The sequence below is a fragment of the Solimonas variicoloris DSM 15731 genome (assembly GCF_000382285.1).
GTDB classification, from domain to species: Bacteria; Pseudomonadota; Gammaproteobacteria; order Nevskiales; family Nevskiaceae; genus Solimonas; species Solimonas variicoloris.
Genome location: NZ_KB907930.1, coordinates 90,788 through 109,789, shown reverse-complemented (window position 1 = coordinate 109,789; position 19,002 = coordinate 90,788). Strand labels below are relative to the sequence as shown.

At 71.4% G+C, this 19,002-nt stretch carries 12 protein-coding genes; 3 read left to right on the top strand and 9 right to left on the bottom strand.

Going from position 1 to position 19,002, the window contains the following annotated elements:
• Positions 1 to 20: 20 nt before the first annotated feature.
• From H149_RS0109550 to H149_RS0109540, 3 genes are all read left to right on the top strand, one after another.
• Positions 21 to 1,499: a hypothetical protein gene (locus H149_RS0109550; protein WP_026353039.1), complete on the top strand. Its 1,479-nt coding sequence runs from the start codon at positions 21 to 23 to the stop codon at positions 1,497 to 1,499.
• A complete protein-coding gene (locus H149_RS0109545) occupies positions 1,496 to 2,419 on the top strand; it encodes a sulfotransferase (RefSeq protein ID WP_020649527.1) in 924 nt (307 codons plus the stop codon). Before H149_RS0109550 ends, H149_RS0109545 begins: the two co-directional genes overlap by 4 nt.
• A 228-nt stretch (positions 2,420 to 2,647) precedes the next feature.
• A complete protein-coding gene (locus H149_RS0109540) occupies positions 2,648 to 4,594 on the top strand; it encodes an alkaline phosphatase D family protein (protein WP_020649526.1) in 1,947 nt (648 codons plus the stop codon).
• 33 nt (positions 4,595 to 4,627) lie between these two features.
• Here H149_RS0109540 and H149_RS0109535 read toward each other — a convergent pair whose 3' ends face one another.
• From H149_RS0109535 to H149_RS0109500, 9 genes are all read right to left on the bottom strand, one after another.
• Positions 4,628 to 5,965, bottom strand: a complete 1,338-nt coding sequence (locus tag H149_RS0109535) for a capsular polysaccharide export protein, LipB/KpsS family (RefSeq protein WP_020649525.1) — start codon at positions 5,963 to 5,965, stop codon at positions 4,628 to 4,630.
• Positions 5,965 to 6,810, bottom strand: a complete 846-nt coding sequence (locus H149_RS0109530) for a glycosyltransferase family 2 protein (protein ID WP_020649524.1) — start codon at positions 6,808 to 6,810, stop codon at positions 5,965 to 5,967. Before H149_RS0109530 ends, H149_RS0109535 begins: the two co-directional genes overlap by 1 nt.
• A 123-nt stretch (positions 6,811 to 6,933) precedes the next feature.
• Complete coding sequence (locus H149_RS0109525; RefSeq protein ID WP_083930903.1) at positions 6,934 to 9,207, bottom strand: CaiB/BaiF CoA-transferase family protein; 2,274 nt, start codon at positions 9,205 to 9,207, stop codon at positions 6,934 to 6,936.
• Complete coding sequence (locus H149_RS0109520) at positions 9,204 to 10,292, bottom strand: glycosyltransferase (protein ID WP_020649522.1); 1,089 nt, start codon at positions 10,290 to 10,292, stop codon at positions 9,204 to 9,206. The genes H149_RS0109525 and H149_RS0109520 overlap by 4 nt, the downstream gene beginning before the upstream one ends.
• A 91-nt stretch (positions 10,293 to 10,383) precedes the next feature.
• Positions 10,384 to 11,256 (bottom strand): alpha/beta fold hydrolase, encoded by an 873-nt coding sequence (locus tag H149_RS22120; RefSeq protein WP_020649521.1) that lies wholly within the window; start codon positions 11,254 to 11,256, stop codon positions 10,384 to 10,386.
• A 10-nt stretch (positions 11,257 to 11,266) separates the two neighbouring features.
• Positions 11,267 to 11,548, bottom strand: a complete 282-nt coding sequence (locus H149_RS22710; RefSeq protein ID WP_028009523.1) for an acyl carrier protein — start codon at positions 11,546 to 11,548, stop codon at positions 11,267 to 11,269.
• A complete protein-coding gene (locus tag H149_RS24225) occupies positions 11,478 to 12,344 on the bottom strand; it encodes an LbetaH domain-containing protein (RefSeq protein ID WP_020649520.1) in 867 nt (288 codons plus the stop codon). Before H149_RS24225 ends, H149_RS22710 begins: the two co-directional genes overlap by 71 nt.
• A gap of 133 nt (positions 12,345 to 12,477) precedes the next feature.
• Positions 12,478 to 14,097: an alkaline phosphatase family protein gene (locus H149_RS0109505; RefSeq protein ID WP_020649519.1), complete on the bottom strand. Its 1,620-nt coding sequence runs from the start codon at positions 14,095 to 14,097 to the stop codon at positions 12,478 to 12,480.
• A gap of 43 nt (positions 14,098 to 14,140) precedes the next feature.
• Positions 14,141 to 18,994: a type I polyketide synthase gene (locus H149_RS0109500; RefSeq protein WP_020649518.1), complete on the bottom strand. Its 4,854-nt coding sequence runs from the start codon at positions 18,992 to 18,994 to the stop codon at positions 14,141 to 14,143.
• Positions 18,995 to 19,002 lie beyond the last annotated feature (8 nt).

The window sequence follows — 19,002 nt, the reverse complement described above, 5'->3', positions numbered from 1 at the left end:
CGGGCGGGAGCGTCTGCGCCATGACTGACGCGTCGTGGCCCTTGCGCGAAGCCGATTTCCGCCTGACCTGCGAGAACGGCTTCGGCGACGGCTGGAACCACTACGCCCACAGCATGGCGTGGTTCCGCGGTCGCCTGTACGTCGGCACGACGCGGGCGACGATGGCGATGAACAAGTGGGTGATCCCGCGGCCGGAGATGCGGCCGTGGCCGGTCGAGTGCCCGGAGGACGTCTATGACGTGCCGCGCCAGGCCGAGATCTGGGAATACACGCCGGAGACCGATACCTGGCTGCGCGTCTACCAGGCGCCGCTGGTGCCGGGCCGCGAACTCAAGCGCCTGGTGCCGCGCTACATCGGCTTTCGCGGCATCACCGTGTTCCAGGGCCCGCAGGACAGCGCGCCCTGCCTCTACGTCTCGACCTGGGCGCCGCTGCAGGCCGAGCCGCCGGACATCCTGCGCAGCGAAGACGGCCGCGAATTCGGCTCGGTGCCGCGTCCGCCGTGGGATACCGTGGTGCGCTCGTTCCGCACGCTGCAGGTCTTCAACGGTCGCGTGCACACCTCGCCGACCAGCTCGACCGCAGTCGCGCGCCGCACCCAGGACTCGGTCGGCTCGGACTCGACGATCTACGCCTGCGACGACCTGATCGGCGGCCGCTGGCAGGCGGCGAGCGCCGAGGGCTTCGGCTTTCGCGCCAACGTCACCGTGTTCGAGATGGCGCTGTTCGACGGCCACCTCTACGCCGGCACCGTCAATCCGGTCACCGGCCTCGAAGTGTGGAAGACGCGCGGCGGCGACCTGCCGTACCGCTGGACGCGCGTGCTGACGCGCGGCGCCTGGCGCGGCAAGCTCAACGAAGTCGGCGGCAGTTTCTGCGAGTTCAACGGCGCCCTGTACCTGGGCACCGGCATCGCCAACGGCGGCTATCACCGCGCTGCCAACGTCGGCCCCGGCGCCGCCGAGGTCATCCGCATCTGGCCGGACGACAGCTGGGAGCTGATCGTCGGCGAATCGCGGCTGACGCCGGACGGCGCCCGCTATCCGCTGTCGGGTTACGCGCCGGGCTTCGATTCGCTGTTCAACGGCTACATGTGGCGCATGGCCGCGCACGCCGGCCATCTGTACGTCGGCACCTTCAACTGGGCCAACATGCTGCCGTACCTGCCGACCTACGTCTGGCCCGAGGACGTGGTGGCGATGATGTACCGCTGGGGCGAGGAGAACCTGATCCGCCGCTTCGGCGGCTGCGAGCTGTGGCGCACCCGCGACGGCATCCTCTGGGAGCCGGTCACGCGCAACGGCTTCGGCAACAAGTACAACTGGGGCATCCGCAATCTCGTGTCGACGCCGCACGGCCTGTTCGTCGGCACCGCCAATCCGTTCGGGCCGACGGTCGCGCAGCGCATCGACAGCCATCGTTGGCAGTACGTGCACAATCCGCGCGGCGGCTGCGAGATCTGGCTCGGCCAGCCCGCGTCACCGGAGACGCCGGCATGAGCGCGGCGCCGCTGTTCATCGTCGCCGCGCCGTTCTGCGGTGCCTCGCGGCTGGCGGCCGCGCTCGGTGCGCATCCGCAGCTGTGCGCGCTGCCGGAGACCCATCTGTTCGTCGCCGGCACGGTCGCCGAGCTGCTGGAAATCTTCGAGCTGAGCCAGGGCAGCGATGCCGACGGCCTGCTGCGCGCGCTCGCCGAACTGGAGTTCGGCGGCGAATGCGACGAGACCGTCGAGCGTGCGCGGCAGTGGCTGGCGGCGCGCGCCGACTGGCCGACGCCGCGTGTGCTGGAGCATCTGGCCGCGTGCGCCGCGCCGCGCCGTCTGGTCGTCACCGAAACCTTGTCGGCGCTGCGGCCGCTCGACCTCGATCGCCTGTGCCGCGCCTTCCCGCAGGCCGCCGCGATCCAGCTCGTGCGCCATCCGTGGAGCCACGGCGCGCTGTTCGCCACCTGGCTCGCCGACCGCCTGTTCGTCGCCGCCGATTACCGCGACCACAGCCGCGATCTGGCGCCGATCGACCCGCAGCTCGCCTGGCTGCGCGTCAACGGCAATGTCGAGCGCGTGCTGGCGCCCGTCTACGGCGAGCGCCTGCTGCGCGTGCGCGACGAGGATTTGCGCGGCGAGCGTCTGGCGACGCTGGCAGCGATCGCCCGCCACGCCGGCGTGGCCGGCGACGCGCTGACGATCGCCGGCCTGCAGCCGCAGGCCTGGACCTTCCACGGCTACGGCCCGCCGGCCGCGCCCTACGGGCTCGACGCCGAGCTGCTCGAAGACCTGGTGCCGGACGATGCCGGCGCCCGTCTCGACGGGCCGCTGCCGTGGCGCGGCGACGGCGTCGCCTTCGCCGCCGAGGTCGTCGCCAGTGCGCGCGCCTGCGGCTACGGGCCAGAAGAAAATCCGTCTTCGCAGAATCCGGCCTAGAAAAATCCGGCTCGAAGAATCCGGCGCAGAAGAATCCGGCGTAGAAGAAAACGGCGGTGAGAAGCCGCCGCCGGTCCGGGCCCCGGTAGTAAAAATCGCTGGGTCCGGCGCGCCGTCACGAGCCTGTCGGCCGGCGCCCGTACACTGCGGCGCAGGCGGCCTACGGGGGCGGGCGGCGTGTTGCGGCGTGCGCTCCGGGCCGCGCCCAACCGCTCTCGGACTCTTCGCATGGCCCCGCCGCTCGACCGTCGTCATTTCCTCAAGGGCGCCGCGGCGCTCGGTGCCGCACCGCTGATCGGCGGGCTGCAGGCCTGCGGCGGCAGCGACGCCACGCCGGCGTCCGGCAACCTCGACGAGAGCGCCGGCTTCGACTATCCGCTGGCGCTGCCGCTGCCGTTCGCGCACGGCGTCGCCAGCGGCGATCCGCTGCGCGACCGCGTCATCATCTGGACGCGCATCACCGAGACCACGCCGTCGGCCGACGAGATCGCGGTGCGCTGGGAGGTGTCGGAGACGCCGGACTTCGCGCGCGTGCTGCGTTCCGGCACGCAGCGCACGAACGCGGCACGCGACTGGACGGTGAAGGTCGACGTCACCCAGCTGGCGCCGGCGAGCAGCTACTACTATCGCTTTCACGCCTTCGGCCGGACCTCGATCACCGGCCGCACGCGCACCGCGCCGGACAGCGCGGTCGATTCGCTGCGCATCGCCGTGCTGTCGTGCTCCAGCTACTGGTCGAGCTGGTGGAGCGGCCTCGGCCATCTCGCCGACCGCAACGACCTCGATCTGGTGATCCACTGCGGCGATTACATCTACGACTTCGTCGATCAGGACGAGGAAGTGCGCGCGCGCAAGGACGCCAAGGACACCGCGCTGCCGGACTACCGCGACTGGCTGAACATCGGCGAGCTGCGCCGCCGCTACGCGCTATGGCGCTCGGACCCCAACAATCTGCGCGCGCACCAGCAGCATCCGTGGTTCATCGTCTGGGACAACCACGATCTCGATGAGGACTACGGCAACGAGCTGGCGACGCCGTTCGACGGCGAGCAGAGCACGACCACGCTGGCGCAGACCACGCAGGTGTTCTGGGAGTGGACGCCGTCGCGGCCGGTCAAAGCCGACGGCTCCGGCGAATTCATCCTCGTCGACGACGGCTCGTATCCGGCGCCCGAGGACAGTCAGCGGGTCTGGCGGCGCCTGCCGTACGGGCCGCTGCTCGACGTGTTCGGCGTCGACACGCAGATCGGCCTGCCCGGCCACGGTCTGACCATGGACGCTTCGCACCTGCCGTCCGGCAACAGCCTGATGGGGCGCACGCAGTTCGAGTGGCTGACGCAGTCGATGCGCGCCTCGGCCGAGGCCGGCGTCACCTGGCGTCTGGTCAACAACCAGACCTGGCTGGCGCCGGCCGACGTGCCGGATCTGGTCGAAGGCCTGCCGCCGCTGCCGAAGATCGGCATCAGCCGCTGGAGCGACTATCCCGAGGAACGCGCCGCGTTGCTGCAGAACCTGCGCGGCGACCACGGCGCCGGCTCGCGCGTGCGCAACAACATCGTCGTGTCCGGCGACGCGCATGGCAATCTCGCCTCGGACCTGATCGAGAGTACCGCCCTGCTCGGCGCCTACGTCTCCGGCCTGCCGGTGCCGAACCCGCGCCCGGGCTCGACGGCGGCCAACGTGCTCGCCGGCTTCGGCCGCGCGACCACCGGCAACCTCGGGCCGCTGAACCTGCGCGAGGCCTCGGTCGGCGTCGAGTTCGCGCCGAGTTCGATGGGCCGCGGCGGCGGCGACGAGCTGCTCGCCAACGCCCTCCAGCTCGAACCCGGCTCGGCGGCGACGGTCGCCGGCACGCGCCTGCTCGAACTGGCGCTGATCGCGCTGAACAAGAACATCCAGTTCCTCGAATGGGTCGACCACGGCTACGGCATCGTGCACCTGACGGCCGATCGCGCCGTGTTCGAATACTGGTGGCAGGACAAGCTGACGCCGGGTTCGCCCGACGTGCTCGGCCGGCAGATGATCGCCTGGGCGCAGACTGACAGCAGCGGACTGGTCGCACGCTTCCAGGACCAGATCGACGACGTCACCGCGCATGGCCTCGCGGTCGCGCCGACCCGCGGCACGCGCGTCGCCGACCCGGCGCCGCTGACGCAGACCTTGGCGCCGCGCTGAGCGCCCGGGCTGCCGCAGGATCTGCGGCCCGTCTCATGCGCGCGGGCCGTTTCCGTCCGGGGCTCCCGCGGCGGGCCGGTCCAGCAGTTCGAGCAGTCGCGCGCCGATTGCGTCGAGGCTGCGCGGGGACAAATCGAGATAGCTGCCGCGTACCAGCAGATGCTGGTGCAGATAGCCGAGGAAGTCGCGAATGTCCCGCGCGTCGTGCGCCGGCCGGGCGCAGGCGCGCAGCGCCGGCTCAAGTTCGGCGAGCTCCGCCACCGGATGCACCAGCGCCGGTACGGTGTAGAAGTTGCGGCCGAACGCGACCACCGGCTTGCCGAAGGCCAGCGCCTCGACGCCGACCGTGGAGTTGATCGTCACCACCAGCTCGCAGCCGTCGAGCAGTTCGCGGATCGGCTGGCGGCGCACGAAGATCGCATCGGGGAAGCGCGCGGCGAGCCGGCGCCAGATGCGATTCTCGTGGAGGCGCTCCTTCGGGTGCAGCTTGACGACCAGCCGCAGCTCCGGCCGCGCACGGCGCAGCGCGACGTCGGTTGCGGCGACGCAGCGCGCCAGATCGGCGCCGAACAGCGGTGAGTGCACGCTCAACTGCGAATCACGCACGACCTGTAGCGGCAGCAGCGCGTAACGGCCGGTGTCCGCCGGCAGCCGGTCATGGATGCGCCCGCCGCCGCCGGCCGACAGCCAGCGCCAGGCCCGCGCGGTGAACAGCCGCGCCGCCTCGCGGCGCAGGCGCTGCGCGAGCGGCGCGACCGGATCGCGCAGCGGCACGGCACCGGCGAGCGCCGCGCCGCTGCGCAGCCGCGCCAGCGCGTCGTCGAGCGCTTCGGCATCGTAGGCGCAGCCGCGGTAGGCGCCGGCGGCGATCGCCGCGGCGTGCGAGCTGCCGCCGTTCACGCCGCCGGCATCGAGCTGCATGGTGCCGGGCAGGTAGCCGTTCTCGCAGTACAGGCGCCGCAGGCCGAGCCGGGCAGCGGCATGCGCGGCGAGCGCGCGCGCCAGCGGGGCGCCGTTCCAGATCAGCACGGCGTCGATCCGCTGCCGGATCAGGAAGTCCTGCAGCTGCGCCGCCAGCGGGCGCGCGGTGGCCAGCAGCGCCGGCAGCGATTTCGCCCATTGCCGCTCGTGGGCGCCGCAGGCTTCGAGGAGTTCGTCGTCGCTCCAGTCCAAGGCCGGTGCGGTACCGGCCGGGGTGTGCCAGCTCGCGCCGTGCGCGCGCAGCAGCGCATGCGTGTCGGTGCGCGTCTGCAGGAACGCGAACTCAACGCGGCCGCGCAGGCGTCCGGCGAGCGCCAGAACGAACGGCAGCTCGACGTTGACGAGATCGACGACGCCGACGCGCGGCGCGCGGCCGCCGGCGCTGCGCATCAGTCGCCCGGCAGCGAGGCCGCGCCTGCCGTCAGACGCCGCGGCGCGCGGTCCTGCAGCGTGTACAGCGCGGCGTACTTGTGGAACGCGTACTGGGCGAGGATCACCGAGATCAGGAAGCCGCGCCAGCCGTCGAGCAGGCACAGGCGCAGCACGTACTGCTGCAGGAAGTCGGTGAAGAAGCGCAAGGTCGCCATGCCCATGCTGCCGCGCTGGCCGGCGGCGTGCTTCTGGGCGGCGAGCAGGCAGGCGTACTGCAGGTGCTTTTCCTGCGCGTGCCGGTAGTCGCGCCAGCTGTGGTGATCGAGCGGCGATTTGAGGATGCCGTCGACGCGGCTCGGCATCAGCAGCGACTCGTGCACCTGGTGGTCGCGGTAGCGCGCGCCCTCGCGCCGGAACAGCTTGCCCTGCGGCGAGGTATAGCGGCCGAAACGCAGCGGCGCACCGAAGAACCAGGTGCGCCACGGCATCTTCAGCATCGTGTACGGCAGCTGCGGATCGGCGAGCGCGCGATCGATCTCGGCGCGCAGCGCCGGCGTCACGCGCTCGTCGGCGTCGAGCGAGAACACCCAGTCGCCGCGGCACTGCTGCAGGGCGCGGTTGCGCTGCGGGCCGTAGCCCGGCCAGTCGGTGACGTAGACCTGGTCGGTGTAGCGGCGGACGATGTCGACGGTGCCGTCGCGGCTGCCGCTGTCGAAGACGACGATCTCGTCGGCCCAGCCGGCGACCGACTCGAGGCAGGCGCGGATGCGGTCGGCCTCGTTGCAGCAGATGATCATCACCGACAGCGAGCGGCGTGCGCGCGGCGGCGGGCACGGCGGCGGTGACTCGGCAGGCAGTGGCATGGCGTCGCGATCCCTGGACATGACGGCGCCGACAATAGCCGCCCGCCGCGCGTCGCGGCGCAGCGGGCGGCGAATGTTATTTGCATAGACCGCCGTCCCGTCCGCGCTGCGGACGCGACGCGCCTATTCGAACGCGGTGCCGAGCTTGCCGGGCGCCAGCGCGTCGCCGAGCGCGAGATCGCCGTAGGCGGCGAAGTACGCGTTGTCGCGGCCGAGATCCGGGCCGCGCCAGCGCAGCACGCCGCCGCCGCGGCGCATGCGGAACGGGAAGCCGGGCAGGCGCACGCCGTCGACGCTCTGGAACCACTGCCGCGCCGCGAGCTGCGGATCGACGGCGAGGTCGCGCGCGTTGCAGACCAGGCCGGCGGCGATGCCGGCCCCTTGCAGGCGCCGCATCGCCTCGTCGGCTTCGTGCTCGCGCGTCCACGCGGTGATGCGCGCGTCGATCTCGTCGTGCGCGGCGCGGCGCAGGGCGACGCTGGCGTAGCGCGGGTCCTCGGCGAGCGCCGGGCCGCCGACGATGAGCGCGAGGCGCCGCCACTGCGCGTCGTCGGCGATGCTCAGCGTCAGCCAGCGGTCGCTGCCGGCGGCCGGGTAGCAGCCCTGCGGCGCGTGGCGTGCGTGGCGGTTGCCGAGCACCGGCGGCTCGCGGCCGCTGGCCGAGGCCTGCGCGAAGAACTCGCCGACCGTCCAGCAGCAGGTTTCGGTTTCCGACAGGTCGATCCACTGGCCGCTGCCGCCGCGTGCGCGGTGCAGCAGCGCGGTCAGCGCCGCGCAGCTGCCGAAGATGCCGTTGAGTACGTCCATCTCGCGCACGCGGAACGCCGGACCGGACGCGTCGTAGCCGGTCAGTGCCTGCAGGCCGCTGATCGCCTCGATGGTGCCGCCGTAGCCGGCGAAGCGCGCGTACGGGCCGTCGGCGCCGAAGGCCGACATCGAGACCATGACGATCCGCGGGTTGATCGCGCGCAGCGCCTCGTAGCCGAGGCCGAGCTTGTCCATCACGCCCGGCCGCGAGTTCTCGAGAACCAGATCGCTGTCGGCGGCGAGGCGCTGGCAGAACGCCAGATGGTCCGGACGCTCCAGATCGAGCGTCAGCGAGCGCTTGTTGCGATGCAGCTGCCAGAAGCGCGCGAAGTCGTTGACCTTGGCCGGATAGCCGCCGCGCATGCCGTCGAGGCGCTTCGGGTATTCGACCTTGATGACTTCGGCGCCGTAGTCGGCGAGCACGCGCGCCGCGTGCGGGCCGGCCCAGTCGTGCGTGAAGTCGAGCACGCGCAGGCCGGCGAGTGGCGCGTCGACCCGCTCGCCGTTGGCGGCCGCGGCGGCCGCGGCGCGGGGCGCCGCGTCGCCGTCGTCGCGCCAGCGCGTGGCGGAGCCGCGGAACGGCGCGCCGGGCACGCGGCAGGCGCGGCCGTCCGGCAGCGTCGCGTCGACGAAGAACTGCCGCGCCACGTTCTGCGGGTCCTGCAGCGCGTCGAGCATCGTCGCCAGATACGACCAGGCCAGGCCGCAGCGCTGGCCGGCGAGGAAGATCTCGCGCTTGTCGTGCGCTTCGAGCCAGGGCCGCAGCAGCGCCTCGAACTGCTTGCGCTCCTTGATGCGCTGGTCCATGCGCGCGTAGCGCTCGATCTCGGCGTTGCCGAACAGCGCGGCGGCCTTGCTCCAGTTGCGGATCGGCCCGCCGATGATCGCCGCCTCGCCGTCGGCGCAGCGGTAGGTGCGCCACGGCACCATGTTGTGCTCGTCGCCGTTGCGGCGCGGGATGTTGCCGGCGTGCAGGTGCTCGGCGATCGCGTTCTCGTAGTTCTCCATCGCCGCTTCGCGGATCGACAGGTCGATGAAGTCGCCGAGGCCGTCGCGCTCGCGGCGCAGCAGCGCCATCACGCTGGCGATGTAGGCATAGAGTCCGGCGGTGACCTGGGCGATCTTCGGCTGCGCGTTGAGCGGCTCGCGCGTGCCGTCGCCGGTGCTCGTCATCAGGCCGCTCATCGCGTACAGCGTGATGTCCGCGGCGGCGTGGTCGCGGTACGGCCCGTCGAGGCCGAACGGTGTAATCCGGCAGACGATCAGGCGCGGATGGCTGGCGGCAAGAGCCTCGGCCGCGGACGGGCAGGGGCCGGCGTACGCGGCCGCGCGCGCGTCGATCAGCACGTCGGTCTCATCCAGCCGGCGCGCCCAGGCCTGCGCCGCGTCGGCCGCCGACCAGTCGAACGGCAGGCGCCCGCGCTCGACCTCGTACCAGGCCATTTCCTCGGCGCTGTAGTCGGGCGTCGCCGCATCGGCCGGCGCCACGCTGCGCACCTCGGCGCCGAAGCCGGCGAGCAGCTTGGTGCAGTAGGCCGCGCCGAGGCTGTCGCCGATGCGCAGCACGCGAATCCCGCCGAGTGACTTCATGGTCGTACGCTCCTTGTCTTTTCTTTTTCCTGCTGCGGCCACACGCCGCGCGCCGCTGGCGGCGATGCGGCGCCAGGCTCGGGCGCGGCCGGCGCCGCGTAATAGGTCGCCAGCATGTTGCGCAGCCGCTCGGGCGCGAAGCGCGCCTCGATCGCGCGCCGCGCGTTGCGGCCGATGCGCTCGCGCAGCGCGGGGTCGTCGCGCAGGCGGCGCAGAATCTCGATCGCCTCGCGCTGTTCGTCGAACACGAAACCGGTCTGCCCGTGCACGATGTGGTCGGCGTGGCCGGCGAAGCGGTGGCAGACCACCGGCAGGCCGCAGGCCATCGCCTCCCAGACCACACGCGCGGCGGGGTCGTAGAAGGTGCCGGTGCGGTAGAAGAACACGTCGAGCCCGCGCAGGAAGCTGGCGACCTCGAGCTCTCCTTCCGGGCGCAGGCGGATCGCCGGATGCGGATCGAGCAGCGGCGCCAGGCTGCGCGCGCCGAGCAGGTCGAACTCCATGCCCTCGCGCGACAGCTGCGCATAAAGCTCGGGATCGTAGAGGGCGTGGTGCTTGTCGAGCGCGTCGCGGCTGCAGCGCCCGACGCGCAGGCGTCCGGCGACCGCCGCCGGCCGCGCCGGCTCGGGCGCGAAACGCTGCAGGTCGATCGGCGACAGATGGATGTCGCCGTCGACGCCGTGCGTGCGCCGCTGCAGCTCGCAGGTGTAGACGAAGCGCACCGCCGGGCAGATGCGCCGGTACAGCGGCAGGAAGTTCGCGAAGCGCCCCGGCTCCATGGTGTTGACGATCACCGTCAGCTGTTGCGGGCGCGTCAGGCGCAGCAGCCGGCCCGGCTTCCAGAACGTGCCGACGAAGACGAAGCTGCCGCCGAGCCGCAGGTGCCAGGGCAGGAACAGGCGGATGCCGTGCCGGCGACGGAACGCGGCGCGCGAGCGCGACGAGGTCGCCCACAGCTGCGCGTCGGCGCCGCACAGCTCGCGCAGCTGCCGGGTGATTTCGAGCGCGCGCATTTCCGAGCCGCCGACTTCGGTGGCGTACGGAAAGAACACGTGCACGCGGGGGCGCTCGGCGACGTCGCTCATCGGCGGTGCTCCGGCGTGCGCGCGGGCAGCGGCTTCCGGCGGGGCCGGACGGCGGCGGTCGATTGCGGCATTCGGGTGTCCGGGCGCAGGCTCAGGCAACCGCGCGCTGCGGTTCGAGAAAGGCCGTCAGCTCGTCGATCACGCGGCGCGCCTGGCTGACCGGGAAGAAGTGTCCGGCATTGGCGACGCCGACATAGCGCGCCTGCGGCAGCAGCTGCGCGAGCTGGCGGCCGGAGATTTCGCAGCGCGAATGCTGTGCGTACATCAGCAGGACCGGCATCGGCAGCGCGGCGATCGCCTCGCGGCTCGCGCCCGGCAGGTTGAACTCGTCGGGCGCGTCGGTGCCGTCGAGCAGGCGCAGCCACTGCTGCGCGGCGCGCTGCGCGCCGCGGCCCTCGCCGAACGGCGTGAATTCGTCGCGCGCGTCGTTGACGGTGCCGGCCGCGCGCAGGCGCGCCGCCGCTTCGAGGAAGCGCAGACCGACCTGGGTTTCGCTTTCCCAGTCGTAGCCGAAAGCCTCGCTGCTGCGTGCCGCGACTTCGCGCTCGAACGCCGACAGCTCGGTGACGTCGTGCAGGCGCATTTCCGGCTGCAGGCGGTTGACGCGCGTATCGAGCAGACCGAGATGGCTGAAGCGCCGCGGTGCCGCGACCGCGGCTTCCAGCGCGCAGGCGCCGCCGAAGCTGTGGCCGACCAGCGCCGCGCGCTCGATGCCGGCCTGATCCATCAGTTCGACGATGCCGTGGCCGAGCGCCGCCGCCGAATAGCCGCGCGGCGGCATCGCGCTGTAGCCGTGGCCCGGCAGATCGAACAGCGTGACGCGGAAGCGGTCGCGCAGGCCGCTGGCGACGCCGCCGTACCAGAACGCGCGATTGGTCGCGAGCCCGTGCACGAGCACGAGGTCGGGGCCTTCGCCCATCTGCTGCCAGGCGATCTCGGCGCCGTTGATCGTCGCGCTGGGCATCGGCTCGGGCCTATTTGACGTAGGCGACGAGAAAGTCGGCGAGCTGGCCGAGGGCGAGGTCGTCGACGTAACGGCCGTCCTTCATCAGCAGCTTGTCGAACGGCGTCTTGAACAGGCCGAGGTCCTCCTCGATCGCGACGATGAACTGGATGATGTCGATCGATTCGAAGCCGAGGTCGCCGAGCAGCTTGGTGTCGCGGCCGTATTCGCCCTCGAACTCGTTATCCCAGTCCTGCGTGAAGTCTTGGAGAGTGGTGATCAGCTTGCTCAGGATCTCGTCGCTGGTGGCCATGGGGGTCTAGTCGGTCTTTGAAGTACAGAGGTTCGGAAAGTTGTTCGATGCGAAAGCCGCTGCCGCGGCGCTCGACGCGATAGGTGTCGGGGCGCAGTTCCGGCAGGCGGCCGTCGGCGGCGCGTTCTTCGAGGAAGTCGAGCGCCGCCTCGACCTTCGCGAAGTCGATGTCGCGCTTGTACGGCGCCAGATCGTAGCGCCACCACTGCAGCTTGAGGAGGCGCTCGACGGTGCGCTCGGCGAAGCGCATGCGGATCACGCGCGCCGGGCTGCCGGCGACGATCGCGAACGGCGGCACGTCGCGCGTCACGACGCTGCCGGCGCCGACCACGGCACCGGCGCCGACCGTGAGGCCGCGGCGGACCACGGTGCCGGCGCACAGATACGCTTCGTGGCCGATGTAAGTCTCGCTCGGCACGCTGTCGACGTACGAAGGCTCGTTGCTGTCGTCCGGCGCCAGCCGGGCGAAGTCCGGCAGCTGGTAGAGGTTCGGCATGTACTGCGGCCGCGTGAACGCGAACGGGTGCGAGCTGAACCAGTCGAGCGGGTGCTCCGGCGCGCCGACGATCACCGATTCGGCGATCTGCACGAAGCGGCCGAAGTGCGTGCGATAGGCGCTGGTCACGCCGGCGGTATTGAAGTACGTGAACGCGCCGACCGTGCAGCTCTTCAGCCGGTGCGTGTACACGTAGGCCGGCCGTTCGTAGACCAGCCCGCCGATCAGGTGCCCCGTGGGGCTCGCGATCAGGCCTCGTTCCTTGAGTTCCGCGATGGCTTCCGCCGTCAGTCCGTTCATGCGTCCCCGATCTGCTGTTGTCGGGCGGCGCCGCGGTCGTGGCCGCGGGCTCGCCCCTGAGGTTCGCGTCCGCCGTCCGGATCGCGCGTTCCTCCGCGCGCGCTCCGGACGGACCCGTGTCATGCCGCCCTGCTCATTCCATGTAGCCGAGCATCTGCAGCTGCTCGATCATCTTCTGCTTCTCGCCGGCGTCGAGGTCGTCGGTCTTCTCGCCCTCGCGCTCCAGGCGCGTCTTGGCGCCCTTCTTGACCGGATGCTCGGCCCACCATTCGGGCGTGAAGAACGAGGCCGGCACTTCGCCTTCGAGATCGGACGGGATCGAGGTGCCGAGGCTGTAGAGCAGCGTCGAAGTGACGTCGACGATCTGGCGGCGCTCGACCATGCCGGCCTTGGCGATGCCCTTGCCGTAGGCGACGAAGATGCCGTCCGGGTGGTGCGTGCCGGCGGCGTGCGGGCGCTGCACGACGACCGGTTTCAGGTTGCGGATCGACACGAAGCCGTTGTCGCGCAGCACCAGCGTCAGATCGCAGGCGCGTTCCATGTGCGGGCCCGGGAACCATTCGTCGCGCTTGAGCACGTCGACGACGACCGGCTCGCCGAATTCGTTGCGCAGCTTCTTGAGGTCGGCGATCAGCTTCTCGCGGAAGGCCTCGTACTGCTCGGGCGGCACGCCGTGGTCGCCCGGCTTCTCGGCAACGCGGATGTGGATGCCGTTCGACGACGGCGTGCGGCAGTAGGCCGTGGTGCCGCTCCAGTCGAGATTCGCGAAGTTGGCGGCCTCGCGGCGCAGCGCCATCTCCGAGCCGTCGGACTGCGCCCACTTCAGATAGCCCAGCTCTTCGAGATAGGCGTTGATGCGCAGCACTTCGGTGGACGCCGTGAAGCCGTGATCGGAGGCGAAGAACACCTGCGCGTCCGGACCGGCCAGCGTCACCAGGGTCTCGATGTAGCGGTCGAGGTTGCGGAAGTACTCGAGCACGACCTCGCGCATCTGCTGGTCATGCGCGCTCGGCTCGGCCTTCAGCAGCTCGGGGTCCAGCCACGGCCAGGCCTGGTGCTGGATCTTGTCGGTGCCGTCGAACATCACCGCCATCAGGTCCGGCGCGTCCTCGCGCAGCACGTACTCGGCGATGCGGAACCACTGCTCCTCGCGCGGCAGGTGGTAGCGCACCCACTTGTGCGTCTCCTCCGGCGACAGCGAGTCCATCGCCTGCTGCTCGTTCTCGAAGTCCCAGGCCAGCTCCTTCGGATCGAAGCCCTCGACGTCGCTCTTCAGGCGCTCGAACAGCTCGCGCGGATGCGTGTTGCGCCGCAGGTGCTTGGCCGGCGTGAAGCCGGGGATCACGGCGCCGTTGATGTTCTTCGGCGGCGGCGCGGTCAGCGGGAAGTTCAGCGCCGCGCAGCTCATCTTCTTGCGGCTGAGCATCGACCAGATCATCTCGCTGTCGACGTCGCGCGAGTCGTACAGCGTCCAGTAGACCTCGCCGCCCTTGTCCTCGGCGCGGATGAAGTCGAACACGCCGTGCGCGCCGGGACCCTTGCCGGTCATCAGCGAGGTCCAGGCCGGCGGCGTCAGCGGGTTCGGCGTCGAGCGCAGCTTGGCGCGCACGCCGTTGTCGAGGACCTTCCTCATGAACGGCATCGTCACGCCGACGCCGGGCAGATCCTTCGTCATCTCGTCGAGCACGGTGAAGGTGCAGCCGTCGAGGCCGATGAACAGGGTCTTGGTCTTGCGGGGAAGTGCGGCGTTCATGTCGGTTCCTGCAAACTGGATGCGGACGGTTTGGTAATGAGGTTCAGGCGAGGCAGAGCGCGAACACTTCGCGCTCTTCGATGAAGTGGATCATGACGGCGTAACGCTGGCCGCCGTGTTCGACGTCGGCGCCGGCGATCGTCATGTCCCCGGCGTAGCGAATCACGTGCCAGTCCTGCGGGCGGCCCTGCAGGCCGAGGCCGGACGCCTTGGCGGCGGCTTCCTTGGCGCTCCACAAGGCGGCGATTGCGCGCGCCCGCGCCGGCCCGCTCTGGGTCGCGATCAGGGTCTGCTCGGCGGCGTTCAGCGCGCCGCGCGCGACGGCTTCGAGGTCGATGCCGTCGAGGCGCTGGTAGTCGATGCCGAGGCGCACGCCGGGCGGCGCGACGGCGGCGACGCCCCAGCGGCGGCTGTGGCTGATCGATACCGCCGGCGCCGCGCCGGCGAGCGCGCCGATGCGCAGCTGCGGCGCGCCGGCCGCGTCGCTGGCGACGTGCACGTCGGCGGCGGCGAGCGCCAGCGGCTGCGCGGCTAGCCACTGGCGGGCGGCGTCCTTGGCGGCGACGCGGCCCATCAGCCATTCCTCGCGGCGCGGGCCGCCGGCCGGCAGCGCGTAGAAGGTCTTCAGCTCGGCGGCGTCGAGCACCATGTGCGCGAGCACGCGTTTCCAGATCGCGAAGCCCTGGTCGAGGAAGCCCTCGTCGAACGGTTCGAGGCGGCGCGCGACGACGCCCGGCGGCAACAGGCCTTCGAGCAGCGGCGCGGACAGCATGCGCGCCGGCGGGTCGAGACGGTAATGCAGGAAGCGCTGCGGCGTCGGGAACTTGCGGTCTTCCCAGTCGTCGGCGCGCATCAGCACGCGGCCCTGCGCGTCGGCGACGTCGAAGTCGGCGGCGACCATCGTGTCGCCGACCAGGCGCACGTCGCCGCGGCAGCGCACCCGCGTGCCGGCCGCCGGCGGCGGCGCGTACAGCGCGAGGCGGCCGAGGCGGAACGGGAAGCAGTTGTAGCCCCAGGCGAACTTCTCGGTGACCCAGTACGCGGCGAGGGCACCGACCGCGTCGAGGATCGCGGCGTCGTACTCGAAGCGCGGCGCCGTCGTGAAGTCGAAGTAGTCGTGCGTGGCGATCGCCTCGACGTCGGCCTCGATCGAGCGTTCGCCCCAGCGTGCGATGTGCTTGACGCCCTGCAGGCGCGGACCGTGGAACATGCCGCGGCTGTAGATCTCGCCGTCCGGATTGGCGCGCGCCGGGTGGGCGTCGGCCGAAGCCCAGGGCCGCATCGGCGGCGGCGGCGGATAGTGCGTGGCGAGCAGCACGGTGGTTTCGAACACCAGCGTGCCGCCCGGCGGGCCGCCGGCCTTGCCGAGGGCAAAGATGCGGCCGGCGACACGCTCGTGGCCGTCGCGCGCGGCCTCGCGCTCGACGACCAGGCGCACGTCGAGCACTTCGCCGTCGAGCGCCAGCCAGCGGCTGCCGCGCGATTCCTCGAAGCCGGTGACGACCAGCTCGTCGCGGCCGAGCAGCTGCACCGCCGCCTCGGCCAGCATCTCCATGCTGAAGGTGAACGGCACCACGGTCAGCGGCAGCAGGCCGGCGTCGCGCCGGCTCGGCGTGCCGCCGATCGCATGATCCTGCAGGAACAGGTCGTGGTGATGGTCGAGCGTGCGTTCGCAGACCAGCTTCTGCGCACTCTGCTCGACGATGCGGCCGAGCATCGGCAGACGCCGCGGCGCGCTGGCCGGGGCTGCGGCGGCGGTCGCCGCCGGCGCCGCCGGCAGACCGGGCATCGTCAGCGGCGGCAGCGGCGCGGTGCCGGTCATCGCCGCCAGCACCCGCGACTGGCTGTCGAGGAAGTCCTGCATCAGCGAGAAATGGGTGCGCAGCAGCTCGCTGCGCGGATCGGCGGCGGCTTCGGCGACCGCGACGGCCGGCGCCGCTTCCGGGCGCTTCAGCGGCACGACTTTCGGGTGCGCCGGATCGGCCTCGATGGCGGCCGGCGCGGCCTGCGGCTGGCGCCGCAGCGGCGCCCAGTCGGCCGGCAGGCTCAGTTCCGGCATCTGCAGCGAGATCGTGATGCCGCGGCGGCCGGCGGCGCGCGGCGCCGCCATCAGGTCGAGCGTGTCGATGTCGCGATGCGCGTACAGCGCCGCCGGTTCGAAGGCGACGCCGGCGGCGTAGAGCTGCGCCAGCGCGTGATGCAGCTGCGTGACGCCGTGACGGCGGCGGCTGTTGCTGGCGACCGCGACGACGTCATCGTGCGCGCGCAGCGTGTCGGACACGAACGAGGTCAGGTTGCCGCTCGGGCCGACCTCGACGAACACGCGATAGCCGTCCTCGTAGAGCCGCTGCAGGGTCTCGGTGAAGCGCACCGGGTTTTCCCACTGCTGGGCGGCGAGCTCGCGGATCGCGTCGCCCTCGGCCGGGAAGCGGCCGACCGCGCGCGCGCTGTACAGCGTGCAGCGGCCGGGACCGAAGTCCAGCGACTTGAAGTACTCGCGCAGCGCGTCGGCGAACGGCTTGAACAGCGGCGTGTGATAGGCGCGGCCGAACGGCAGCGCCACGCAGATGACGCCTTCGGCGGACAGCTTTTCGCGCAGCGCCTCGGCGGCGGCGGGCGGCCCGAACAGCACCAGCTGGTTCGGGCAGTTGTCCATCGCCACGATCATCTCGCCGGGGTCTTTGAGCAGCGCTTCGCGCAGCGGCGCCTTCAGCGCGCCGAGCGTCAGCAGCGTGCCCTCGGCGATGCGGCCTTCGGCTTCGAGACGGCGCGACAGATCGTTGAGCGTGCGAATCGATTCGGCGATTTCCTCGCGGCGCTCGGTGCGGCGCACGCCGCTGACGGTCAGCGCGGTGTTTTCGCCGGTGCTGTGGCCGAGCATCGCGTCCGGCGCGAAGTCCATGGCGTCGAGCAGGGCCTGCAGGCCGAGCGCGGCCGAGAACACGCTCTCGGCGGCGACGTCCATGCCGTAGAGGCGTTCTTCGAGCGCCTTGCGGGCTTCGTCGTCGAGGCCGGTCGGCGCCGGGAACATGATCGGCGCGCGCGCCGGCATGCCGCTGGCGAGCCCGGTCGACTCCATGAAGTCGAAGGCCTCGCGCACCTGCGGGAAGTGCAGCGCGAGATCGGCGAGCATGTTCGGGTACTGCGCGCCTTCGCCGGGGTAGAGGAAGCAGAGCTTGCCCGGCGCGTCGCCGCGGCCGTAGAACACGCCGCCGCGGGTCTTGTACGGCTTGGCGTCGGCGCGCTGCAGCTTCTCCTGTGCCTGCTCGAGCTTCTTGACGAGATCGGCTTCGCTGTCGGCGACGATCGCCAGGCGATGCGAGCCGCGCGCGAGGCTGGCGCTGGCGCGCGCGACTTCGCCGAGCGTCGCTGCCCGCGGTGCGCGCAGGTGCAGCAGTGTCTGCTCGATCTTGGTGAGCAGCGCCGGCACCGTGTCGCCGCCGAGCGTGACCAGCTCCGACGGCGTCGGCCGGTGCAGCACGCCGACCTGGGTGCGGCGGCGTTCGCGATGCTCTTCGAGGATCACGTGCGCGTTGATGCCGCCGAAGCCGAAGGCATTGGCGGCGGCGCGGCGCGGATGCGCGGCGCCATGCACCCAGGGCCGCGCCTCGTTGTTGATGTAGAACGGCGTCTCGTCGAGATGCAGGTTCGGATCGGGCTCCGCGCAGATCATCGGCGGCAGCACCTTGTGGTGCAGGGCCAGCGCGGTCTTGATCAGCGAAGCGCTGCCGGATGCCGGCAGGCAGTGCGCGATCATCGACTTCACCGAGCCGACCGCGATCTGCGCACCGCGGCCGCGCGCGCCATAGATATGGCGCATGGTCTCGATCTCGGTGCGGTCGCCGATCTCGGTGCCGGTGCCGTGCGCCTCGATCAGGTCGATCGTCAGCGGGTCGATGCCCGAGCTTTCGTAGGCGCGCTGCAGCGCCAGCACCTGACCTTCGAGGCGCGGCGAGAGCAGGCCCTTGGCGCGGCCGTCGGACGAAGTGCCGACGCCCTTGATGACGGCGTAGATGCGATCGCCCGCGGCCTCGGCGTCGGCGAGGCGCTTGAGCACCAGCATGCCGACGCCCTCGCCGAGCAGGATGCCGTTGGCGCCCTTCTGGAACGGCCGGATGTCGCCGTGCGACAGCGCCTGGATCTGGCAGAACTGGATGTACAGCTGCGGCGGCGTCTGCGAATGCACGCCGCCGGTGATCATCAGGTCGCAGCGGCCGGTGACGAGCTCGCGGACCGCGGCGTCGAGCGCGATCAGGCTCGACGAGCAGGCGGCGTCGACGATGAAGTTCGGCCCCATCATGTTGAGGCGGTTGGCGATCAGGCCGGCGATCACGTTCGGCGTCAGCACGCCGACCATGTCGGCGTTGTAGACCGGCAGCTGCTTGCGGAAGTGATCGTGCAGCTCGCGCAGCTCGGCTTCCGACAGGTCCGGACGCAGGCCGCGCGCGAGCGCGATCGCCTGATCGGCGAACAGGCCGCGCGCCAGCACGCTGGCCATGCCGCGGTTGCCGTAGGTGCCGCGGCCGATGACGACACCGGCGCGCTGCGGATCGAAGGGCTTGCGCTGCGCGCCGTAGCCGGCGTCGGCGAGCGCGTCGCGCGCGTACTTGAGCGCGATCAGGTGATCGGGATCGCCGCCCTCGGCGAGGCTCGGCAGCACGCCGAACTCGACCGGGTCGACGACGATGCTGTCGTGCAGGAAGCCGCCGCGCGTGGTGTAGATGCGGTCGTTGGTCTTGGCGTCGGGATCGAAGTACGGCCCGGTCCAGCGCGGGCCGCCGTCGCTGACCGCATCGACCTTGTCGAGGATGTTCTGCCAGTAGCGGCGGGCATTGCTGGCGCCGGCGTAGGCGCCGGCGAGCCCGACGATGGCGATGTCGACCGGCTGGTGGCTCACGGGCGCGC